At 64.7% G+C, this 17566-nt stretch carries 16 protein-coding genes; 5 read left to right on the forward strand and 11 right to left on the reverse strand.

What is annotated here, in order from left to right; translation table 11 throughout:
* The first annotated feature begins 31 nt into the window (after window positions 1–31).
* The 3 genes from MJ606_RS07570 to trxC all read left to right on the forward strand — a co-directional run bounded on the left by MJ606_RS07570 (window position 32) and on the right by trxC (window position 2432).
* Window positions 32–1345: a thioredoxin family protein gene (locus MJ606_RS07570; RefSeq protein WP_243048878.1), complete on the forward strand. Its 1314-nt coding sequence runs from the start codon at window positions 32–34 to the stop codon at window positions 1343–1345.
* 105 nt (window positions 1346–1450) lie between these two features.
* Window positions 1451–1930 (forward strand): DUF1456 family protein, encoded by a 480-nt coding sequence (locus MJ606_RS07575; protein ID WP_243048879.1) that lies wholly within the window; start codon window positions 1451–1453, stop codon window positions 1928–1930.
* A 55-nt stretch (window positions 1931–1985) separates the two neighbouring features.
* Complete coding sequence (trxC, locus tag MJ606_RS07580; RefSeq protein ID WP_243048880.1) at window positions 1986–2432, forward strand: thioredoxin TrxC; 447 nt, start codon at window positions 1986–1988, stop codon at window positions 2430–2432.
* Window positions 2433–2495: 63 nt separating this feature from the next.
* On the opposite strand, the gene MJ606_RS07585 is transcribed toward trxC, so the two are convergent.
* The gene (locus MJ606_RS07585; RefSeq protein ID WP_243048881.1) at window positions 2496–2753 is read right to left on the reverse strand and encodes a hypothetical protein; all 258 of its coding nucleotides are present in this window, start codon (window positions 2751–2753) and stop codon (window positions 2496–2498) included.
* Between the two features lie 260 nt (window positions 2754–3013).
* On the opposite strand from MJ606_RS07585, the gene MJ606_RS07590 reads away from it, so the two are divergent.
* A complete protein-coding gene (locus tag MJ606_RS07590) occupies window positions 3014–3697 on the forward strand; it encodes an aspartyl/asparaginyl beta-hydroxylase domain-containing protein (protein WP_243048882.1) in 684 nt (227 codons plus the stop codon).
* A 65-nt stretch (window positions 3698–3762) separates the two neighbouring features.
* Here the strand turns inward: MJ606_RS07590 and MJ606_RS07595 are convergent, their stop codons facing one another.
* From MJ606_RS07595 to MJ606_RS07635, 9 genes are all read right to left on the reverse strand, one after another.
* Entirely contained in the window at window positions 3763–4281 is a 519-nt protein-coding gene (locus tag MJ606_RS07595; RefSeq protein ID WP_243048883.1) for a DNA starvation/stationary phase protection protein, read from the reverse strand.
* Window positions 4282–4329: 48 nt separating this feature from the next.
* Window positions 4330–5022 (reverse strand): YoaK family protein, encoded by a 693-nt coding sequence (locus MJ606_RS07600; protein ID WP_243048884.1) that lies wholly within the window; start codon window positions 5020–5022, stop codon window positions 4330–4332.
* A gap of 50 nt (window positions 5023–5072) precedes the next feature.
* On the reverse strand, window positions 5073–6479 hold the full coding sequence (locus tag MJ606_RS07605; protein WP_243048885.1) for an alginate export family protein: 1407 nt from the start codon (window positions 6477–6479) through the stop codon (window positions 5073–5075).
* A 79-nt stretch (window positions 6480–6558) separates the two neighbouring features.
* Entirely contained in the window at window positions 6559–7479 is a 921-nt protein-coding gene (locus MJ606_RS07610; RefSeq protein WP_243048886.1) for a glyoxalase, read from the reverse strand.
* Between the two features lie 77 nt (window positions 7480–7556).
* The gene (locus MJ606_RS07615; protein ID WP_243048887.1) at window positions 7557–7973 is read right to left on the reverse strand and encodes a DoxX family protein; all 417 of its coding nucleotides are present in this window, start codon (window positions 7971–7973) and stop codon (window positions 7557–7559) included.
* Between the two features lie 44 nt (window positions 7974–8017).
* A complete protein-coding gene (locus MJ606_RS07620; protein WP_243048888.1) occupies window positions 8018–9892 on the reverse strand; it encodes an amidohydrolase in 1875 nt (624 codons plus the stop codon).
* Window positions 9889–10167, reverse strand: a complete 279-nt coding sequence (locus MJ606_RS07625) for a XapX domain-containing protein (protein WP_243048889.1) — start codon at window positions 10165–10167, stop codon at window positions 9889–9891. The genes MJ606_RS07620 and MJ606_RS07625 overlap by 4 nt, the downstream gene beginning before the upstream one ends.
* 42 nt (window positions 10168–10209) lie before the next feature.
* Window positions 10210–10863, reverse strand: a complete 654-nt coding sequence (locus MJ606_RS07630; RefSeq protein ID WP_243048890.1) for a hydrolase — start codon at window positions 10861–10863, stop codon at window positions 10210–10212.
* A gap of 365 nt (window positions 10864–11228) precedes the next feature.
* Window positions 11229–11861 carry a response regulator transcription factor gene (locus MJ606_RS07635; RefSeq protein WP_343214803.1) on the reverse strand — a complete coding sequence of 211 codons (633 nt, stop codon included), beginning with the start codon at window positions 11859–11861 and terminating at the stop codon, window positions 11229–11231.
* A gap of 173 nt (window positions 11862–12034) precedes the next feature.
* Here MJ606_RS07635 and MJ606_RS07640 point away from each other — a divergent pair, with 173 nt between their 5' ends.
* A complete protein-coding gene (locus MJ606_RS07640) occupies window positions 12035–15145 on the forward strand; it encodes a sensor histidine kinase (protein ID WP_243048892.1) in 3111 nt (1036 codons plus the stop codon).
* Between the two features lie 18 nt (window positions 15146–15163).
* Here the strand turns inward: MJ606_RS07640 and fusA are convergent, their stop codons facing one another.
* Window positions 15164–17293 (reverse strand): elongation factor G, encoded by a 2130-nt coding sequence (fusA, locus tag MJ606_RS07645; protein WP_243048893.1) that lies wholly within the window; start codon window positions 17291–17293, stop codon window positions 15164–15166.
* Window positions 17294–17566: the final 273 nt, after the last annotated feature.

The raw sequence follows: 17566 nt of genomic DNA on the forward strand, positions 1-17566 counted from the left end.
CCTCGACAGACCCCATCGCCCGGACACCCTCATGCGCCTGTCTTCACGAATCAAGTCACTGGCGGCCGCCACGGCGCTGCTGATCGCCCCATTGCATGCCACGGAAGTGAAAGAGCCCGGCATCGCCGACGCCTTGCAGGCAGCGGCCCGGCAGCATCGTCCCGTGCTGGTCGATTTCCATGCCGTGTGGTGCTATTCCTGCTACTACATGGCCAGCCACGTGCTGACCGGAAAAGACTGGGCGGCGGTGGAGCAAAAAGCCATCGTGGTGGAGGCCGACGCGGACTCCCCGGAAGGCCAGGAGTGGATGAAGAAGCTCAACGTAAGTTTCCTGCCCAGCTACGTCGTGCTGGATGAGCACGGCAACGAACTGGGCCGCATCGCCGCGGAGCAGCCGCGCGAAAAGTTCTATCCGCAGGTCAACGCGATCCTTGCCCATGGCAACACCCTGGACGAACTCAAGGCAAAGGCGGCCAAGGGCTCGACCGATGCCGTGGCCGGTGTGCTGGAGGCCTACCAGGCCCGATCCGATGGGGACACTGGCCTGGCCTGGTTCGCCACGCTGCCCACGTCGCAGCAAGAGGCCGGGCGCAAGCTGCCACGCATTGCATTGGCCCTCGACCAGCTCGCCCTGGCCAAGGCCAGGACAGCCAACGACCAGGCCGCCATCATCGCCAACGCCCGCAAGGTGCTGGCGCAGGACATCGGCTGCCAGCGCCCCTATGTGCTGGACAATCTGCTGGAGGCCAGCGAGAAGCTGCCAGGCCCGCAACGCCAGGCATTGCTGGCGACCCAGCGCAAGCCACTGGACGGCTATATCGACACGCAGGTGCTGATCGCCACGCCGGCCTGCGCCGACCAGCGCAGCGCCATCCTGGCCAGTGCCGACCTGGACGAGGCGCTCGGCGACCAGGCCGCCGAAGCGGCCATTCTCGACCGCGCGATCACGCTCACGCGGCAACGCCTGGGCAACAACCTCGCCAGCGATCGCAATCTGGCCGACAACCTGCGCGTCTATCTGATCCGCGCCAAGCGCACCACCGAACTGGACGACTATCAGCGCAAGTTGATCGCCGCCTATCCCAACGACTACGTCTATCCCTACCGCTACGGCCGCAGCCTGCTGGAAGCCGGCAAGCCGTCCGAAGCGCTGCCCTATCTGACCCAGGCCGCCGGCAAGGCCTATGGCGCCAATCGCCTGGCGGTGGCATCGCTGCAGGTGAAGGCGCTCAAGGCCCTGCATCGCGACGACGACGCCAAGAAGCTGGTCGCCGACGTACTGGACACCAATGGCCCGTGGTTCCCCAAGCAGGTAGCGGCGTTGAAGGCGACGTTGAATTCGTAGGCCGCCCAAGCGCCCGGCTCAGCGGCTCGGCGTAATCCGCCGAGCCGCATGAACTAGAATGCGTCATGCCTGGACCCCACCAGGCAAGGCATGACGGGATAAGCAGTGATAAACAACGACGTACTACGCAGTGTCCGCTACATGCTCGACCTGAGCGACAACAAGGTGGTCGAGATCACCAAGCTGGCCGATGCGGACTTCCCGATCGAGAAGGCGGATGTACAGGCCTTCCTGAAGAAGGACGAGGAAGAGGGCTATGCCGAGTGCAGCAATCGCATGCTCGCGCATTTCCTCGATGGACTGATCGTCCACTATCGCGGCAGGGACGAAAGCGTTCCGCCCCGCCCGGTGGAAAAGCGCATCACCAACAACGTGGTGCTGAAGAAGCTTCGTGTCGCCTTCCAGCTGAAGGATGTGGACATGCACCAGGCATTCGAGGATGCCGGCTTTCCGATTTCCAAGCCGGAGCTCACCGCCCTGTTCCGCCAGCCCGGCCATAAGAATTTCCGCCTCTGCGGCGACCAACTGTTGCGCAACTTCCTCAAGGGATTGACGCTGCGCGTGCGAGGCGGCGGCCAGGGCTGAGCCCCCCCCCATCCACCCATCGCGACGACACGATGGAAGCGAAAGGAGAGACGGCATGAGCGGCACACCGATGCTGGTAGCCTGTCCCCACTGCCACGCGCTGAACCGCGTGGCCCGCGAGCGCCTCGATCAGGCACCCAACTGCGGCCATTGCCACCAGCCGCTGTTTGCCGGCAAGCCGATCGCTTTGTCCACGGCTCATTTCGACCTGCACGCCGCGCGCAGCGAACTGCCACTGGTGGTCGATTTCTGGGCGCCCTGGTGCGGCCCCTGCCTGGCGATGGCGCCGCAATTCGAGGCAGCGGCGAAGACGCTCGAACCGCACGTACGGCTTGCCAAGGTTGATACGGATGCGGAGCCGGCGCTGGGAGCGCGCTTTGGTATCCGCAGCATCCCCACGATGCTGCTTTTTCGTGACGGTCGTGAAATCGCACGGCAATCGGGAGCGATGAACAGCGCCCAGATCGTCGCCTGGGTCCGCGCGAACGCACCCAGGGCATAACGGCGGCGAGCGCACTCGCCGCCGACACATGGGCAGCCACCGCACGGTGACCGCCAACGCCCATCAACGACCGAGCTGTCGAAGCAAGTGCTCCAGCTCGGCGCGCAGCAGCGCCACTTGCGCCCGCGCCTCATCCCGCTCACGCACCACCTGGCCATGCAGCCCCGCAGGGACGACATGCATGGACAGCACCTTCTGCCGCTCGCGGTAGCGGCGCGCGCGCTCGGCCGGGCTCAGCGCATTCGCCTTTCTGGGGCGGCCGCGTGAACGCTTGAAGATCAAGGGCAACGCAATGGTTCCTGGATCGAGTGGGTCAACCATGGCTCATCCTCCGTTAGCTGAGGCCTATTTTACGTGACGTAACGAAAAATAGGCAAGCGAAATTTTCTGTAAACACAAGCACTCACGCGGTTTTCTTGATGAACGGCAGCACACGCGGGATGTCCTCCATCCGCCTTGCCGCGCGTTCACGTGCCGAGGAGATTCCAGCCGTTACCGTGAATGGCACGGGCCACCCGGATCAGGTGACCCGTGCGGCTCCGGAGCGCCCATGCCCAACACGCACTGAGGGAAAGCCGAAGATGGATTCGCTCTATGAGCTGTCATCGCGGGCGATTCGCCGCATCTACGACGCACGTATCAAGACGCCATCGGTACTGGACACCGACACCTATTTCCCCGGCGCGCAACGCTTCCAGTCGGCGTGGAGGCAGATCCGCCAGGAAGCCCTGGCGGTGATGAAAGACGCCCAGGACATACCGCGGTTCCACGAGATCATGCCGGCCCAGGCCGAGATCTCCGCCAGCGACGGCAAGGACTGGCGCATGTTCCTGCTCAAGGTTTACGGCCAGGACGTGCGGGCCAACCAGGCCGCATGCCCGGTGCTGACGGAACTGGTGGCATCCACGCCGGAGGTGCTGTCGGCCACGTTATCGTTCCTGGCGCCGCACAAGCACATTCCCCGCCACAGCGGCCCCTTCCGCGGCATCCTGCGCTTCCAGTTGAACCTCGAGGCCCCCGTGGATGCCGATGGCCGCCCCGGCGCGGTGCTGTGGCTGGACCACCAGGAGCACCGCCTGGCCAATGGTGAATGCCTGCTGTGGGACGACACCTATCCGCACGAGGTGTGGAACCACAGCGACCAGACGCGCATCGCATTGCTGCTCGATGTGCGCCGCCCGGAAATGCCGCTGGACCTGCGACTGCTGTCGCGCGCCGTCACGGCGGGGGTGGGCATGGTGGCGCGCTGGCGCGGGTTCGCCTGAAGCGGACCGGCAGAAACCATAGCGCAGGGTGGCGATGACCACCCTGCGCCATCACGGCCGCAGCGTTACGCGCGACGCCCGGTTTCGAACAGGAACCACACGCGGCGTTCGGCCTCGTCGATCCAGTTCTCCAGCAGGCTGGCGGTGGCGACGTCGCCATGTTCGTCGCACAGTTCGTGGGTTGCGCGCATGTAGGCGGCCAGTTGCAGATTGTCCTCGCGCAACTCGGCCAGCATGTCGTCGGGCGTGACGAAATCGGCGTCGTTATCCAGCAATCGCTGCATCCGCGAGGCCTGCCCCACGGAGCGCAACGTGGTGCCGCCCAGCTTGCGCACGCGTTCTGCGATGGGGTCGACGGTGTTGTAGATCTGGTCCGACTGCTCGTCCAGCAGCAGGTGGTAGTCGCGGAAATACGGACCCGACATGTGCCAGTGGAAGTTCTTGGTCTTCAGGTACAGCGCCAGCACGTCGGCCAGCAGCGCATTGAGCTCGCCGGAAATGTCGCGGGTCGCCGCCTCGCCGAGCGGCGATGGCGTGGCCAGGTTGGCCTTGCGGCGGGTCTTGGTCTTGCTGGTATCGCTCATCGTGGTTCTCCGGTCATCGTGGGTGGAGGGCTTGAGGATCGGGGCTCATCATTTCGGCGCCTCGGCCACCGCGGCATCTTCGTTGCGGAAATAAGCGCCCAGCGCCAGCACGGGCGGCACGGCAAAACACCACATGCCGGCAAACGCATAAAGCACCGCGCCGGCCGCGCAACCCACCGCAAAGGCAAGCACCGCACGAATCATGCGCGTGAGCCGTGTGTTGATGGCGTCTTTTTGGTCGGGCGCAACGCCATGAATGCAGTCGGCGACATCCAGCATGATCTGGGTGGTGGTGCCCGTCATCAGCGTGGAAGGCGGCGCACCGGCAAGGTGGACGCGATGCACCGCGTTCTGGATCGCCATCGCAGCCACCAGGGTCATGCCTGTCACGATGGCCGCCATGCTGTCGCCGGTACCAAAGGGGCCATAGCTCAAGGCCATCGCGGATGCCAGCACCAGCAACGCCAGCTTGAGCAGCAGCAGGCTCCTCACCACCGGCCGCCCTCGCTCGATAAGGCGATAGCGCAACAAGCGGGCCAGCATCACCACCACGCAGAACACCGGCAGCGCCAGCAGCTTGGCGACGATGCCGGACGTACCCAGCACCAGGGCGGCGCCCAGCGTGACGAAGTTGCCGGTGACATGCGCCGTGAAAAGGCCATGCAGGGCCAGGAAGCCCGCGGTGTCGACATACCCCGCGTTGACGCTGAGTATCGTCGGCAGGATGGGCTTGTCGGCCATGAAACGGTGTCCTTTTGCAGAATGAATCCAGCCGTGCAGATCGGCATCGGCTACCACATGAATTTCAGTTCCAGCCCCAGGTAGTCGCTGTCGTGACCGCCCGCCGTGCGGATGGCCCGCCCCACGTCATAGCGCACAGCTTCCACTGCGCCGGTGAAGTTTGCGTTGAAGGCATAGTCGGCGCGCAGCTGCCCGTAGACGCCCGTCCAGTGCCCACCCTGCCCGGCCGTGCCTGGCAGCGGGATATTGGGCTGCACATAGATCGCGTCGCTGGTGGCTTCGCGCCACAGAAAACCCACCCCGCCCGTCACCGACAGCCTGGCAACCGGCTTGACGGTCACGGTGGGCTTGACGTGCAGCAGGTTGGTGTAGCCGGTAAACCCCGCCAGGGTGAAGTAATAGCCATTGGGAAACAGGGGATTGAAGGTACCCAGCGTCTGGTCGTTCGGCCGCCGGTCGCCCGAGGCTGCATCGAGCTGGATACCCAGCCGTGGATGCCAGGCCCACCCTTCCCAGGTGTATCCCAGGCGCGCGCCGGAACCCCAGGCGCTGATGCGCTTGGGGCCGACATTGCCGCGCTGGGCCATGCCCTCCAGATCCCAGTCCAGGCCGAAGGCGGAGCCGGCAAAGCGCATGTCGTAGACATCGCGCCGCTCATTGCCCGCGGCATCGAGGTATCTGGCGTTGTCCTTGCTGTAGACCGAGTAGTAGGCGGACAGCTCGTTGCGCCCGAACACCAGCCGCTCCACACGCAACGTGCTGAAACGGAAGTGGCGATTGGAGGTGTCGTCGAAGGGATGCTCGTCGTTGTATTGCACCGGCTGGCTGACAAAACCGATGAAGCGCCACTTGGCCGTCTCCCAGTCGGCCCAGATGGCGTCGAACGACTGGCGCACGTTCGGCCCGTCGCGCAGCGACACGAAACGCTGCAGGTCGAAAGCGAAATCCTGTCGTCCCACGCGTGCCTTGAACGTGCCGGCATCGAAGCGTCGCGTATAGGCGACAAACGCCAGGCGCAGATCCCACGGGTTGCGATCGGCCCCGGTGATCACGCGCTTGTTGACGGTGCGCGCGTCCTCGAACTGCACGAAACCCTGCCAGTGCTCGTCCAGATGAAGATCGGCATGGATCTGCAGGCGCTGCAACAGATAGGTGTTGGCGGCGTAACCATTCACCCCGAAGTTGGGGTCATCCACCGACTCCATCCGCTCGCGCAGATTGATGCCCAGCGACAGGTAGCTCTTGGGATCGGCCGCATTCAACGGAATGTACTTGAGCGAGTCGCCCGGCTCCGTACGCAACGCGGGATCGGCCAGCACCGACCAGTCTTCCTGCCAGCGATTGCTGCTGAGCTTGGGACGCATGGTCGCATCGGGCGCCGGCTCATCATCGGCCTCCTGCGCCATGGCCCGGCACGACCACAGCAACAGGGTCACCGCGAGTGCGAGGCATGCCACGCCCGATCCGGCATGGCGAACGGAGCCGCCGGCGCGTCGTTGCTCACGACGGGATGACGACCCCGCTGCCCTCATGAACCTACTTGCCGGCGCTGGCGTGGATCTCGGCGACATAGCCGCCAGGGAATTGCACGATGGCCGACTCGCGCCCCTCGCTGGTGAAGGGCGCCACCAGCACGTTCGCGCCGTGCGCCTTTGCCTTGTCCAACGTCTCGCCGAGATTGGCCACTTCGTAGCCGGTCAGCTCATGGCCATAGGGATACGGCAGGTGGCCATCGGTGACGTGCACGATGATCTTGCCGAAGGTCGACTCGAGGCGGATGCGGCGATACGTATCATTGGGCCGACCGATTTCCACACCCGGCGCCCTGGCCTCATCGGACACTACCTTGCCATGCGAGAACTTCGCGAAGCTGCGCACGAACGCATCGGCCCGATCGGGCGACACATACACGCGGTTCTCGGGAATGGTCTGGAAAGGCGTGTAGGACGGCGGCGTGGTGTGCCAGTACAGCTGCATGTTCACGCCACCAGGCCACTGGATCACCGCATCGCGGCCGATCGGATCGGGAAAGGCCTGCACGATCACGTCCGCACCGGCCGCGCGGGCGGCGCGAATCGCCTCGTCCAGGTCGGTGACCAGATAACCCGTGCGCTCCAGCCCGAACGGATAAGGAATCGGCGTGCGGAAGCCGAACAGCGACACCGTGCCCACCGGCGTCTGCAGCAACTGCGTGCTGGTGCTGCTGGGCGTCGGGGTAACGGTGGCGATGCCCTGCTTGGTGCTTTGCCCGCCGAACGTAGCCAGGAAGCTGCCGACGAAACGATCGACATCCTCCGGCGCCACATAGACATGCGTGGTGTCGTACTGCGAACCCACCGCCACCACCGGTGACGTCGCGGCCTCCTTGGCGTGAACCGGCGCCAGCGCCGTCAACGACACCGTACCGACCAGCCCCAGGCCGAGGATGACGCTTAGAAACCTTGAAGAAATGCGCATGGATGACTCCTTGAAAACGTACCCCGGATTAGAAGAATGCGCGGCCATGGAAAACCATCGCCGCGCGGCCGCGTGGGTTACCGTGCTTGGTTCACACGGCGGCGCAAGTCATGCCACGCCACCAGCATGAACCCGCCCACCAGTCCCAGATGTTCGAAAAACGCATTGGCGGTGGCGAAGCGCTCCGGCATCGCCATGGTCCAGAAGCGGTTGGCCAGGAAGGTCGCCGCCAGCGTGAAGACCGCCAGCAGCAAGGCGCCAAGCCAGCGCTGGAAACCCAGCAGGATCAGCAGCGAAGCGCCCAGCTCAAGCACGATGGTCGCCAGGGTGATCGGCGCCGCTGGCGACAAGCCAAAGTGCGCCGTTTCGGCCGTGGCCGAACTGAAGTCCAGCGCTTTCTGCAGGCCGCCCTGCAGATAGGCCGCACACAAGCCCAGCAAGGCCAGCCAATGCACCACAGGCGTCGCATAGAGCGATGCCCATCGCGCCGTCAAAGCACTTCCTCGCGCTTGCTGTTCACTGTTCACCACGTGCTCCCTCACAGGGCCCAGCAGGCGCAGCCCAGCGCACCCCAGAACGACTTCAGGTCCGCGACGGGCAGCTTGCTGGCCCAGGCTCCGGCGTGGTCATGCCCATGCAGGCCACAGGCATGCGCGCATCCACAGGCGGCCGGCGCCGCGGTGGCAACGCGCGGCTGCGCCCATGCGCCGTAGCCGCCATAGACACGCACCGGCGACCATTCCGGCATCGCCGCGGGCACCTCCACTTCGTCCAGGGAGGAAAACTCGCCGCTGCCGTACACCACGCGTCCGCCGACGATGGTCAGCAGCGAAGTGGTGTCGGCGATGTCGTCCTCGGGACAACCGAAGAAATCGCGATCGGGCACCACCAGGTCCGCCAGCTGCCCCACCGCGATACGCCCCTTCTTGCCTTCTTCGTTGGAAAACCAGGTGACGTACTCGGTCCACATGCGCAAGGCCGTTTCGCGGTCCAGGCAGTTGCGACGCGGGTAAAGCCCCAAGCCACCCACCGTCTTGCCGGTGATCAACCAGGCTAGTGACACCCATGGGTTGTAGGACGCCACGCGGGTGGCATCGGTACCGGCGGACACCTTGACGCCCTTCTCCAGCATGCGCGCCACCGGCGGGGTTGCCTGCGCCGCGGCCGCGCCATAGCGCTCGACGAAATATTCGCCCTGGTAGGCCATGCGGTGCTGCACGGCAATGCCGCCGCCCAACGCCGCGATGCGATCGATCGAGCGTTCCGAGATCGTCTCCGCATGATCGAAGAACCAGTTAAGACCCTGCAGTGGAATGTCCTTGTTGACCTTCTCGAACACGTCCAGCGAGCGGCTGATGGTTTCGTCGTAGGTGGCGTGCATGCGCCAGGGCCAGCGGTTTTCGGCCAGGATGCGCACCACCTCTTCCAGCTCGCCCTCCATCTGCGGCGGCATATCGGGGCGCGGCTGGCGGAAATCCTCGAAGTCCGCAGCCGAGAACACCAGCATCTCGCCCGCGCCGTTATGACGGAAATAATCGTCGCCCTGCTTGTACTTGGAGGTGCGCGTCCAGTTGAGGAAGTCGTCCTTCTCCTGCTTCGGCTTCTGCGTGAACAGGTTGTAGGCAAGCCGAATGGTGAGCTGGCCATCGGCGGACAGCTTCTCGATGACGGCGTAGTCCTCGGGATAGTTCTGAAAACCGCCACCGGCATCGATGGCGCCGGTAACGCCCAGCCGATTCAACTCGCGCATGAAGTGCCGCGTGGAGTTGAGCTGGTAGTCGAAGGGAAGCTTGGGGCCCTTCGCCAGCGTGGCATACAGGATGTTCGCGTTGGGCTTGGCCAACAGCAGCCCGGTCGGGTTGCCGGAAGCATCACGCACGATCTGGCCGCCCGGCGGCTCGGGGGTGTCCTTGGTGTAGCCGACCACGCGCAAGGCCGCCGCATTGAGTATGGCGCGGTCATACAGGTGCAGCAGGAACACCGGCGTGTCGGGCGCCACGGCATTGAGTTCATCGATGGTCGGCAAGCGTTTCTCGACAAACTGGTGCTCGGTGAAGCCGCCCACCACGCGCACCCATTGCGGCGACGGCGTGATAGCGACCTGGCGCTTGAGCATGGCCATGGCATCGGCCAGCGAACGCACGCCGTCCCAGCGCAATTCCATATTGAAGTTCAGCCCGCCGCGAATGATGTGCAGGTGGTTGTCGATCAAGCCCGGCAACACCCGCCGCCCCTTGAGGTCGACCACGCGCGTGCGCGGACCGGCCAGCGGCAGGATCTCCGCTACCTGGCCGACGGCCACGAACTTGCCGTCGGCGATGGCCACGGCGTCCGCCTCCGGACGGGAGCGATCGAGCGTGGTGAAGCGACCGCCGTGCAGGATCAGGTCAGGCGTACTCGTCGTGCTGCTCATGAACTAGCCTCCTTGTCATCGCGCTCAAGCGGCGCACAGCGGGCCTTGGGCAATTCGCCAAACACATGCGGCTTGACCTGTTCCCCCACCCAGCTGGTCGAAATGGATTGGCGGTGCCAGAGGTTCTTCACCAACGGCGGCAGTTGCTCCCCGGCCAGGATGCCAAGCAAACCCACCAGGGCCACCACTGGCGGCGCGGGCGAGCGGACATTCAGCACGCCGTAGATCACGCCTACCAGCACCCCGACAGCGAGAGAGATCAAATAGAGTTTCATGGCTATACCTCGTGGCGCGCCCGGGCGACCGCCACTCAATGCTCAACCCTCGTGCGCCCCGAACATGCTCCTGGCGTAGATGATGCCCAGGCCATAGGAGCCACCGAAGCGCCTGGCGATGCCGGTGGTGCTGTCATAGCTTTCGGTGCGGGCCCAGTCGCGCTGCAATTCCAGCAGATACTGCAGCGACGTCATCGGCCGGGCGCCGGCCTGCACCATGCGATCCATGGCGCGATTGTGGGCTTCGGCCGAAACATCACCGCAGGCATCGGCCACCACATACACCTCGAAGCCCTGGTCCAGCGCGGACAGCGTGGGCCCGACGATGCAGACCGAGGTCCACAGGCCGGCCAGCACCAGCCGCCCCTTGCCGATTTCATTGACCCGCTTGATGACGGCCGCATCCTCCCAGGTATTCATCGAGGTGCGATCGAGCAACGCCTGACCGGGGAACGGATCGGTCACCTCGCTGAACATGGGCCCGGAAAAGCTCTTTTCCGCCACCGTGGTAAGAATGGTCGGCACCTTGAAGCTGGCCGCCGCATGCGCCACCAGCGCGGCGTTGTTGCGCAAGGTGATGGCGTCGATGGAATGCGTCGCGAACGACATCTGCGACTGGAAATCGATCATGATCAGTGCATGATCCTTGGGCGTGATCAGCTGCTTGCTCGGGGTTGGGGTTGCGGTAATCGCCATGGGCTTTCTCCTAACGTTGTTGATGAGTGCATGTGTCGACTGCGCATGACGCAGCCGATGGTTGACGTAAGTCGAAACCGAACGGACTTCTCCGGAAGCCCCACTACCCGCGGAGTGCGTGCGGGACGATGCATTCGCGTCCGTAAGAGCTGCGTGAATGGAAGGTGCGAAACAGCGGTGAATCCCCGCCTATTTTTCCGAAATGGCGCACGATGCGTAGCCCTATCGCGGCACATCTGCACTACCCGATCAGGTAGTGCGGCGACCGACGCGAGACAGGCAAAAAAAAGCAATGCAGGAAACGACAAGGCACTTGTTTCAGCGCCGTTACAAATGCACACGCCATGTTCCCGCAACGATGCCGATCAGGTATCGAAGAAGCCACGATTCCTGGCCAGCGTGACGGCATGCGTGCGATCCAGCGCGCCCAGCTTGGTCATGATGTTTTTCAGCCGCGCCTTCACGGTGTCTTCGGAAATGCACAGGATGTCGGCGATGCGCTTGTTGGTATGCCCGGTGGCCACCAGGCGCAACACGCTCAGTTCGCGGTCGCTGAGCATCTCGGACCAGGCATGCGAGGCGATCTCGCCCGCCACTTCCGATGCCACGACACGCCTTCCGTTCATCACCGAGCGAATCGCCGCCAGGATTTCATCGCGCGTCGCCGTCTTGAGCAGATAAGCGCTGGCGCCGAAGGTCAGCGCGCGCTTGACCCGGGCATCGCCGGGGTACGAGGTCAACACGATGATCCGCGCGTCGGGGAATTCGCCGCCAATGGCCGCAATGGCCTGCAGGCCATCCACGCCGGGCATCTGCAGGTCGACCAGGGCGACGTCGGGCCGCAATTCCCGGAACCTCACGATGGCCTCGGCGCCGTCGGCGGCCTGGCCGATCACCACCATGTCATGGCCACTCTCGACGGCAGCCGCAATACCGTCGCGCATGACGGGGTGATCGTCGGCGATGAGTACCCGGATGCCATCCGCCCGACCTGTCACAATCTTTTCTCCCGCCCCAGACGAGCCACCCGCCACACTATCTTGCTCGGTACTGGCGTGTTCAATGCCCGATCGGGTGATTATGCGTTCGCGACGTACACCTTATGAAGCGTCGCTGCGGGCGATATGCTGGCGACGGACACGGCAGTTCAGCAGCGGTGATGATGTCGGCAATGAGCAGATGGATTTCCGGTATCCGTGCGCGCGCCTGGCGGCCACGCGACGCCGGCGTGTGGGCGCTCCTGCAGCCGGTCCGTACCGCCGCGGTCTTGCTGCTTGGCGTGCTGACATGCCTGCGTGCCAATGCCCTGCCTGACGACCCCGCCGGGTTTCGCCGGACCATGTGGACGATCGACTCGGGCGCGCCCGCAGACATCTGGGCGCTCGCGCAAGGAACAAACGGCTATCTGTGGCTGGGCACCGGCAATGGGCTGTATCGCTTCGATGGCGTGCGCTTCGAGCGGTTCGAACCGCTGGCCGGCGAACAATTCCGTTCCAACGACATCACTGCCTTGAGCATGCTGCCCGACGGCTCGCTGTGGATAGGTTTCTACTACGGTGGCGCCAGCGTGATGCGTGCCGGGCACCTGCGTCACTACATGGCGGGCGAATCCTTCCCCAGTGGCACCGTGCTCACTTTTGCACAAACCGGCAACGGCACCGTATGGGCCGCCACCGAGGGCGGCCTGGCCCGCTTCGACGGACAGCAATGGCATACCGTCGGCACCGACTGGAACTACCCGTCCCACCGCGCCGACTGGCTCACCGTCAGCCGCGACGGCACCCTCTGGGTGACCACCGGCGAAACCTTGGTGTTCCTGCCTCGGGGCGGGCATCGCTTCGAAGCCACCGGACTGCCCGTATACAAGTACGGCGTCGTCACGCAGGCGCCCGATGGCACGCTATGGCTGTCCGAACACCAGCACGGCACCCGCGCCCTGCCCGGCCTCAGCGCCGATCATCCTCAGCTGGGCCCAACGCCCGTATTGCCGGACAGCGATGCCAGCTGGGCCCATCGCCTGCTGTTCGACCGCTACCGCAACCTGTGGGGCACCAGCGTCGACAAGGGCGGCGTCTTTCGTGTTGCATCGCCCGAACGCTTCAATGACGGCCGGGCACTGACGCCAGGCGACTTCGCCGAAAAGATCGATCGTGCCGGCGGCCTGGCGAGCAACCGCACGGTACCGCTGCTGCAGGATGCCGAAGGCACCGTCTGGGCTGGCACCAACATGGGGCTGGTGAGTTTCCACCGGAACAATGTAGTGGTGCCCTCGGGCGTGCCACTGGGCACGGCCGCCACTTATGCCATGGCGATGGATGCCAGCGGCACCGTATGGGTGATCAACGACGGCACCCTGTTTCGCATGACCGACGCAGGCGCCGAGCCCATACGGCACGACCTGCACGACGTGAGCGATGCGCTGTTCGGCAGCGACGGCACGCTATGGATGGTGGGGCGAAACCTGATCTTTGCCTTGCGCGGCAACGCTATCGAAAGCATTCCGCTGCCGCTGCAGGGGATGTCCAAGGTCAACGCACTGGCCCTGGATCCTGCGAGTCATCCATGGGTGGCGCTCGCCGATCACGGGCTCTACCGCTGGCAGGGCAACCAATGGCTCCCCGTTCGCCCGGATGCGTCGCTGGATCGCTTGACACCCACCGCGCTGGCGACCGACGCCGCCGGCCACCTGTGGGCCGGCTATCCCGACAACTGCATCGCCGATGTCGACGGCCACACCGTGCGCATCTATACCGCCGCGGATGGCTTGCGCGTGGGCAATGTCACCACCCTCAATGTCAGCGGCAAGGACGTCCTGATCGGCGGCGAGCTTGGCCTGGCCCGACTGCGCGCCGGCCACATCCAATCGATGGTGATCGACGGCAGCGAAGCATTCAGCGGCATCACGGGCATTGCCGAAACCGCCAACGGCGACGTGTGGCTCAACGCCGGCAAGGGTGTCGTCCGCGTGGCGGCCCAGGAAGTGGACGCGGCGTTTCAGCAACCCGGCTATCGGCCGGCCTATCGCCTGTTTGATTATCGCGACGGCCTGCCAGGCATCGCGGTACAAGCAGCCAAGGTGCCCACAGCATTGATCGACCCCAGCCAGCGCATCTGGTTTCTGACCAGCCAGGGACCGGCCTGGATGGCGCCGGGTCATCTGCACAGCAACCGGCTGCCGCCGCCGGTGTTGATCCTGGGGCTCAATGCCAACGGCACGCACTATGCGCCCGCAAAAGTGTTGCAACTGCCCAAGGGCACCAACAACCTGCAGTTGCAATACACCGCCACCAGCCTGGCCGTGCCCGGACGCGTGACCTTCCGCTATCGCCTCGATGGGGTCGACACGGCCTGGCAGGACGCCGGCAATCGTCGCGAAGCGTTCTACTCCAACCTCGCGCCCGGCCTTTATCGTTTTCATGTGATCGCCGCGAACGACGACGGCGTCTGGAACAACCAAGGGGCCGAGCTTCGCTTCACCATCCAGCCCTGGTTCTACCAGACCCCATGGTTCTACGCCTTGTGCGCGCTGGCGTTGCTCGCACTGGTAGCGATCTTCTTTGCCTGGCGCATGCGCCTGGCCGCCGAGCGCGTGCACTTGCAGCTTACCGAGCGCATGAACGAGCGCGAGCGCATCGCGCGCGATATCCACGATACGCTGCTGCAGGGCGTGCAAGGACTGCTGCTGCGCCTGCAAGCCATGCTGGCCGGCATGGCGCCGGACGACAAACGCACCCATGTGCTCAGGGCCGCGGTGGAACAGGCCCGGCAGATGGTGATCGAGGGGCGCGGCAAGATCATTTCGTTGCGCGGCGACGGCCCGCAATACACCGAGCTGGTGCAGTCGCTGCTGGCGGTGGGCGAAAACCTGGCGTCGCTGTATCCCACCACGTTCCATATCACCACGGAAGGCAAGCCACGCGCGCTGCTGCCCAGCGCGTTCGACGAAATCGTGGACATCGTCCGCGAGGGCATCCGCAACGCCTTCATCCATGCCCAGGCCACCCGGGTGGACGTGCATGTCGCCTACGAAACGCGAGTGCTGCGCATCGTGGTTTCCGACGACGGCGGCGGCATCGACGATGCCACGCTGCGGGCCGCCACCGAGCTTGGCCACTGGGGGGTGATTGGCATGCGCGAGCGCGCCGAGCGACTGAGCGCCCAGCTCGTGCTGCATCGTCGCCAACCGCACGGCACGGAGCTGCAGCTCTCCGTGCCCTGTCGCGCCGCCTACAAGACGGACAAGCAACCCGCCGATCGCCGCACGCCACCGGTCACCCAGTGACGATGGCATGCCGGCCGCCTACTTCGCCTCACCCTCCATCAGCTTGTCGACCAGCCCGGGCGGCACTTCCTCGTAGTGGTCGAACTCCATGGTGAAGGTGCCGCGTCCACGCGTGGCCGAACGCAGGAAGTTGATGTAGCCAAACATTTCCGCCAGCGGCACGAAACCCTGCACGAACGCCTGCGCCCCCTTCTGGCCCTGGTCGCTGACGGTGCCGCGGCGGCGGTTGATGTCGCCGATCACGTCGCCCAGATAATCCGCCTCGGTCACCACCTCCAGCCGCATCACCGGCTCCAGCAGCTTGGGCTTGCTCAGCTTCTGCGCCTCGCGGAAGCATTGGCGCGTGGCGATCTCGAAGGCCAGCGCCGATGAATCCACGTCGTGGTATTTGCCGTCGATCAGCCGCGCCTTGAAGTCCACCACTTCATAGCCGGCGATCTGGCCTTCGCGCGACTCCACCATGACGGCATGCTCTACCGCCGGGATGTATTCGCGCGGCACCCGGCCGCCGACGACTTCGTCGGCGAACACCACGCCACTGCCCGAAGCCTGCGGCTCGAACACCATGGTCACTTCGGCGAACTGGCCCGAGCCGCCCGATTGCTTCTTGTGGGTATAGGTGTGCTCGACCGTCTTGCCAAACGCCTCGCGGAAGCTCACCCGCGGCTTGCCCATGTTGGCGTCCACGCCCAGCTCGGTGCGCATGCGGTCGATGGTGACTTCCAGGTGCAGCTCGCCCATGCCCTTGAGCACGGTCTCGCCGGTTTCCTTGTCCACCTCCAGCCGCAGCGACGGGTCGGCCTTCACCATCTTGTAGAGCGCGGCGGAAAGCTTGTCGACGTCGTTGCGGTGCTTGGGCTCCACCGACACGCTGATGACCGGGTCGGGGAAACGCATGCGCTCCAGTAGCGCCGGGTGCGCCGGATCGCACAGCGAATCGCCTGTCTCGGTTTCCTTCATGGAGACGAAGGCGCAGATGTCGCCCGCGCGCACTTCGTCGATCTCCCTGGTGGCATTGGCCTGTACTTCCACGATGCGACCCACGCGCTCCTTCTTGCCGCGCGTGACGTTGAGCAGGGTGTCGCCCTTCTTGATCACGCCGGAGTAGACGCGACAAAAGGTGAGCGTGCCGAACGGGTCGTTGATGACCTTGAAGGCCAGCGCCCGGGCCGGCGCGTCGTCGACCACGCCCTGCTCGCCGATGACATGGCCGTCCTCATCCACCAGTGCGATGCCGCCGTTCTCGCCCGGATACGGCAGGTAATCCACCACGCCATCGAGCAATTGCTGCACGCCCTTGTTGCGATAGGACGAACCGCAGAACACCGGCACCAGCTTGCCGGACACGCAGCCCTTGCGAATGCACTGCTTGAGCGTGTCCTGGTCGAATTCGCCCGACTCGATCAGCTTTTCGAAGGCGGCATCGTCCATCGCCAGCGCGCGCTCGATGGTCTCCGCGCGCAAGGTCGCCAGGTTGGCCAGCCATTGCTTGTCCGCCGCCTCGGAAACATTCACGCGGCCGGCAAGCTCATCGAACGGCACGGTATCCCAGGGGCTGTCCTTGTCGTCGCCCTTCCAGATATAGCCCACGCCGGCCACCAGGTCCGCCATGCCGACAAATTCATCGTGACTGCCCAGCGGCACCTGGCACAGCAATACGTTCGCACCAAGCCGCTCGCGGATGCCTTGCACGCAATGCGCAAAGTTGGCGCCGATGCGGTCCATCTTGTTGATGTAGCAAAGCCGCGGCACGTTGTACTGGTCGGCCAGGCGCCAGTTGGTTTCGGTTTGCGGCTCCACCCCGGCCACGCCGTCGAACACCACCACGGCGCCGTCGAGCACGCGCAGGCTGCGGTTCACCTCGATGGTGAAGTCGACGTGCCCGGGCGTATCGATCAGGTTGATGCGATAGCCCTTCCACTCGGTGGACACCGCCGCGGACTGGATGGTGATGCCGCGCTTGCGTTCCTGTTCGAGGTAGTCGGTGGTGGTCGAGCCCTTGCCTTCCTTGGTGTCGTGCACGTCGACGATCTGGTGCTTCTTGCCGGTGTAATAGAGCACCCGTTCGGTCGTAGTGGTCTTGCCCGCATCGATGTGCGCAATGATCCCGATGTTGCGGTACAGCTGCAGTGACTTCTGACGTGCCATGTGGTCCTGTCCCAGTGATGCGCTTCCGTAGCAGGCGAACATGCGGGATCGATAGCGACCTGCCGCGCACTGCCCGATGACTCGGCTCATAGAGTCGTCCGCCCGGTTGTCAAGGCTATGTGAAATGCCGTGTTTTCCGGCACTTGGCTGCCTTGACGGGAGCGGTGACCACGCAGCCACCGCAGTCCCGGCGCGGGCCGGCCGGAGCAAGGCTCATGACGCACGGTTATGAGCCTAAAACCAATCCTCATTGGACAAATTTGGACGTCCATA

Source organism: Dyella sp. RRB7, from assembly GCF_022761115.1.
GTDB lineage: Bacteria > Pseudomonadota > Gammaproteobacteria > Xanthomonadales > Rhodanobacteraceae > Dyella.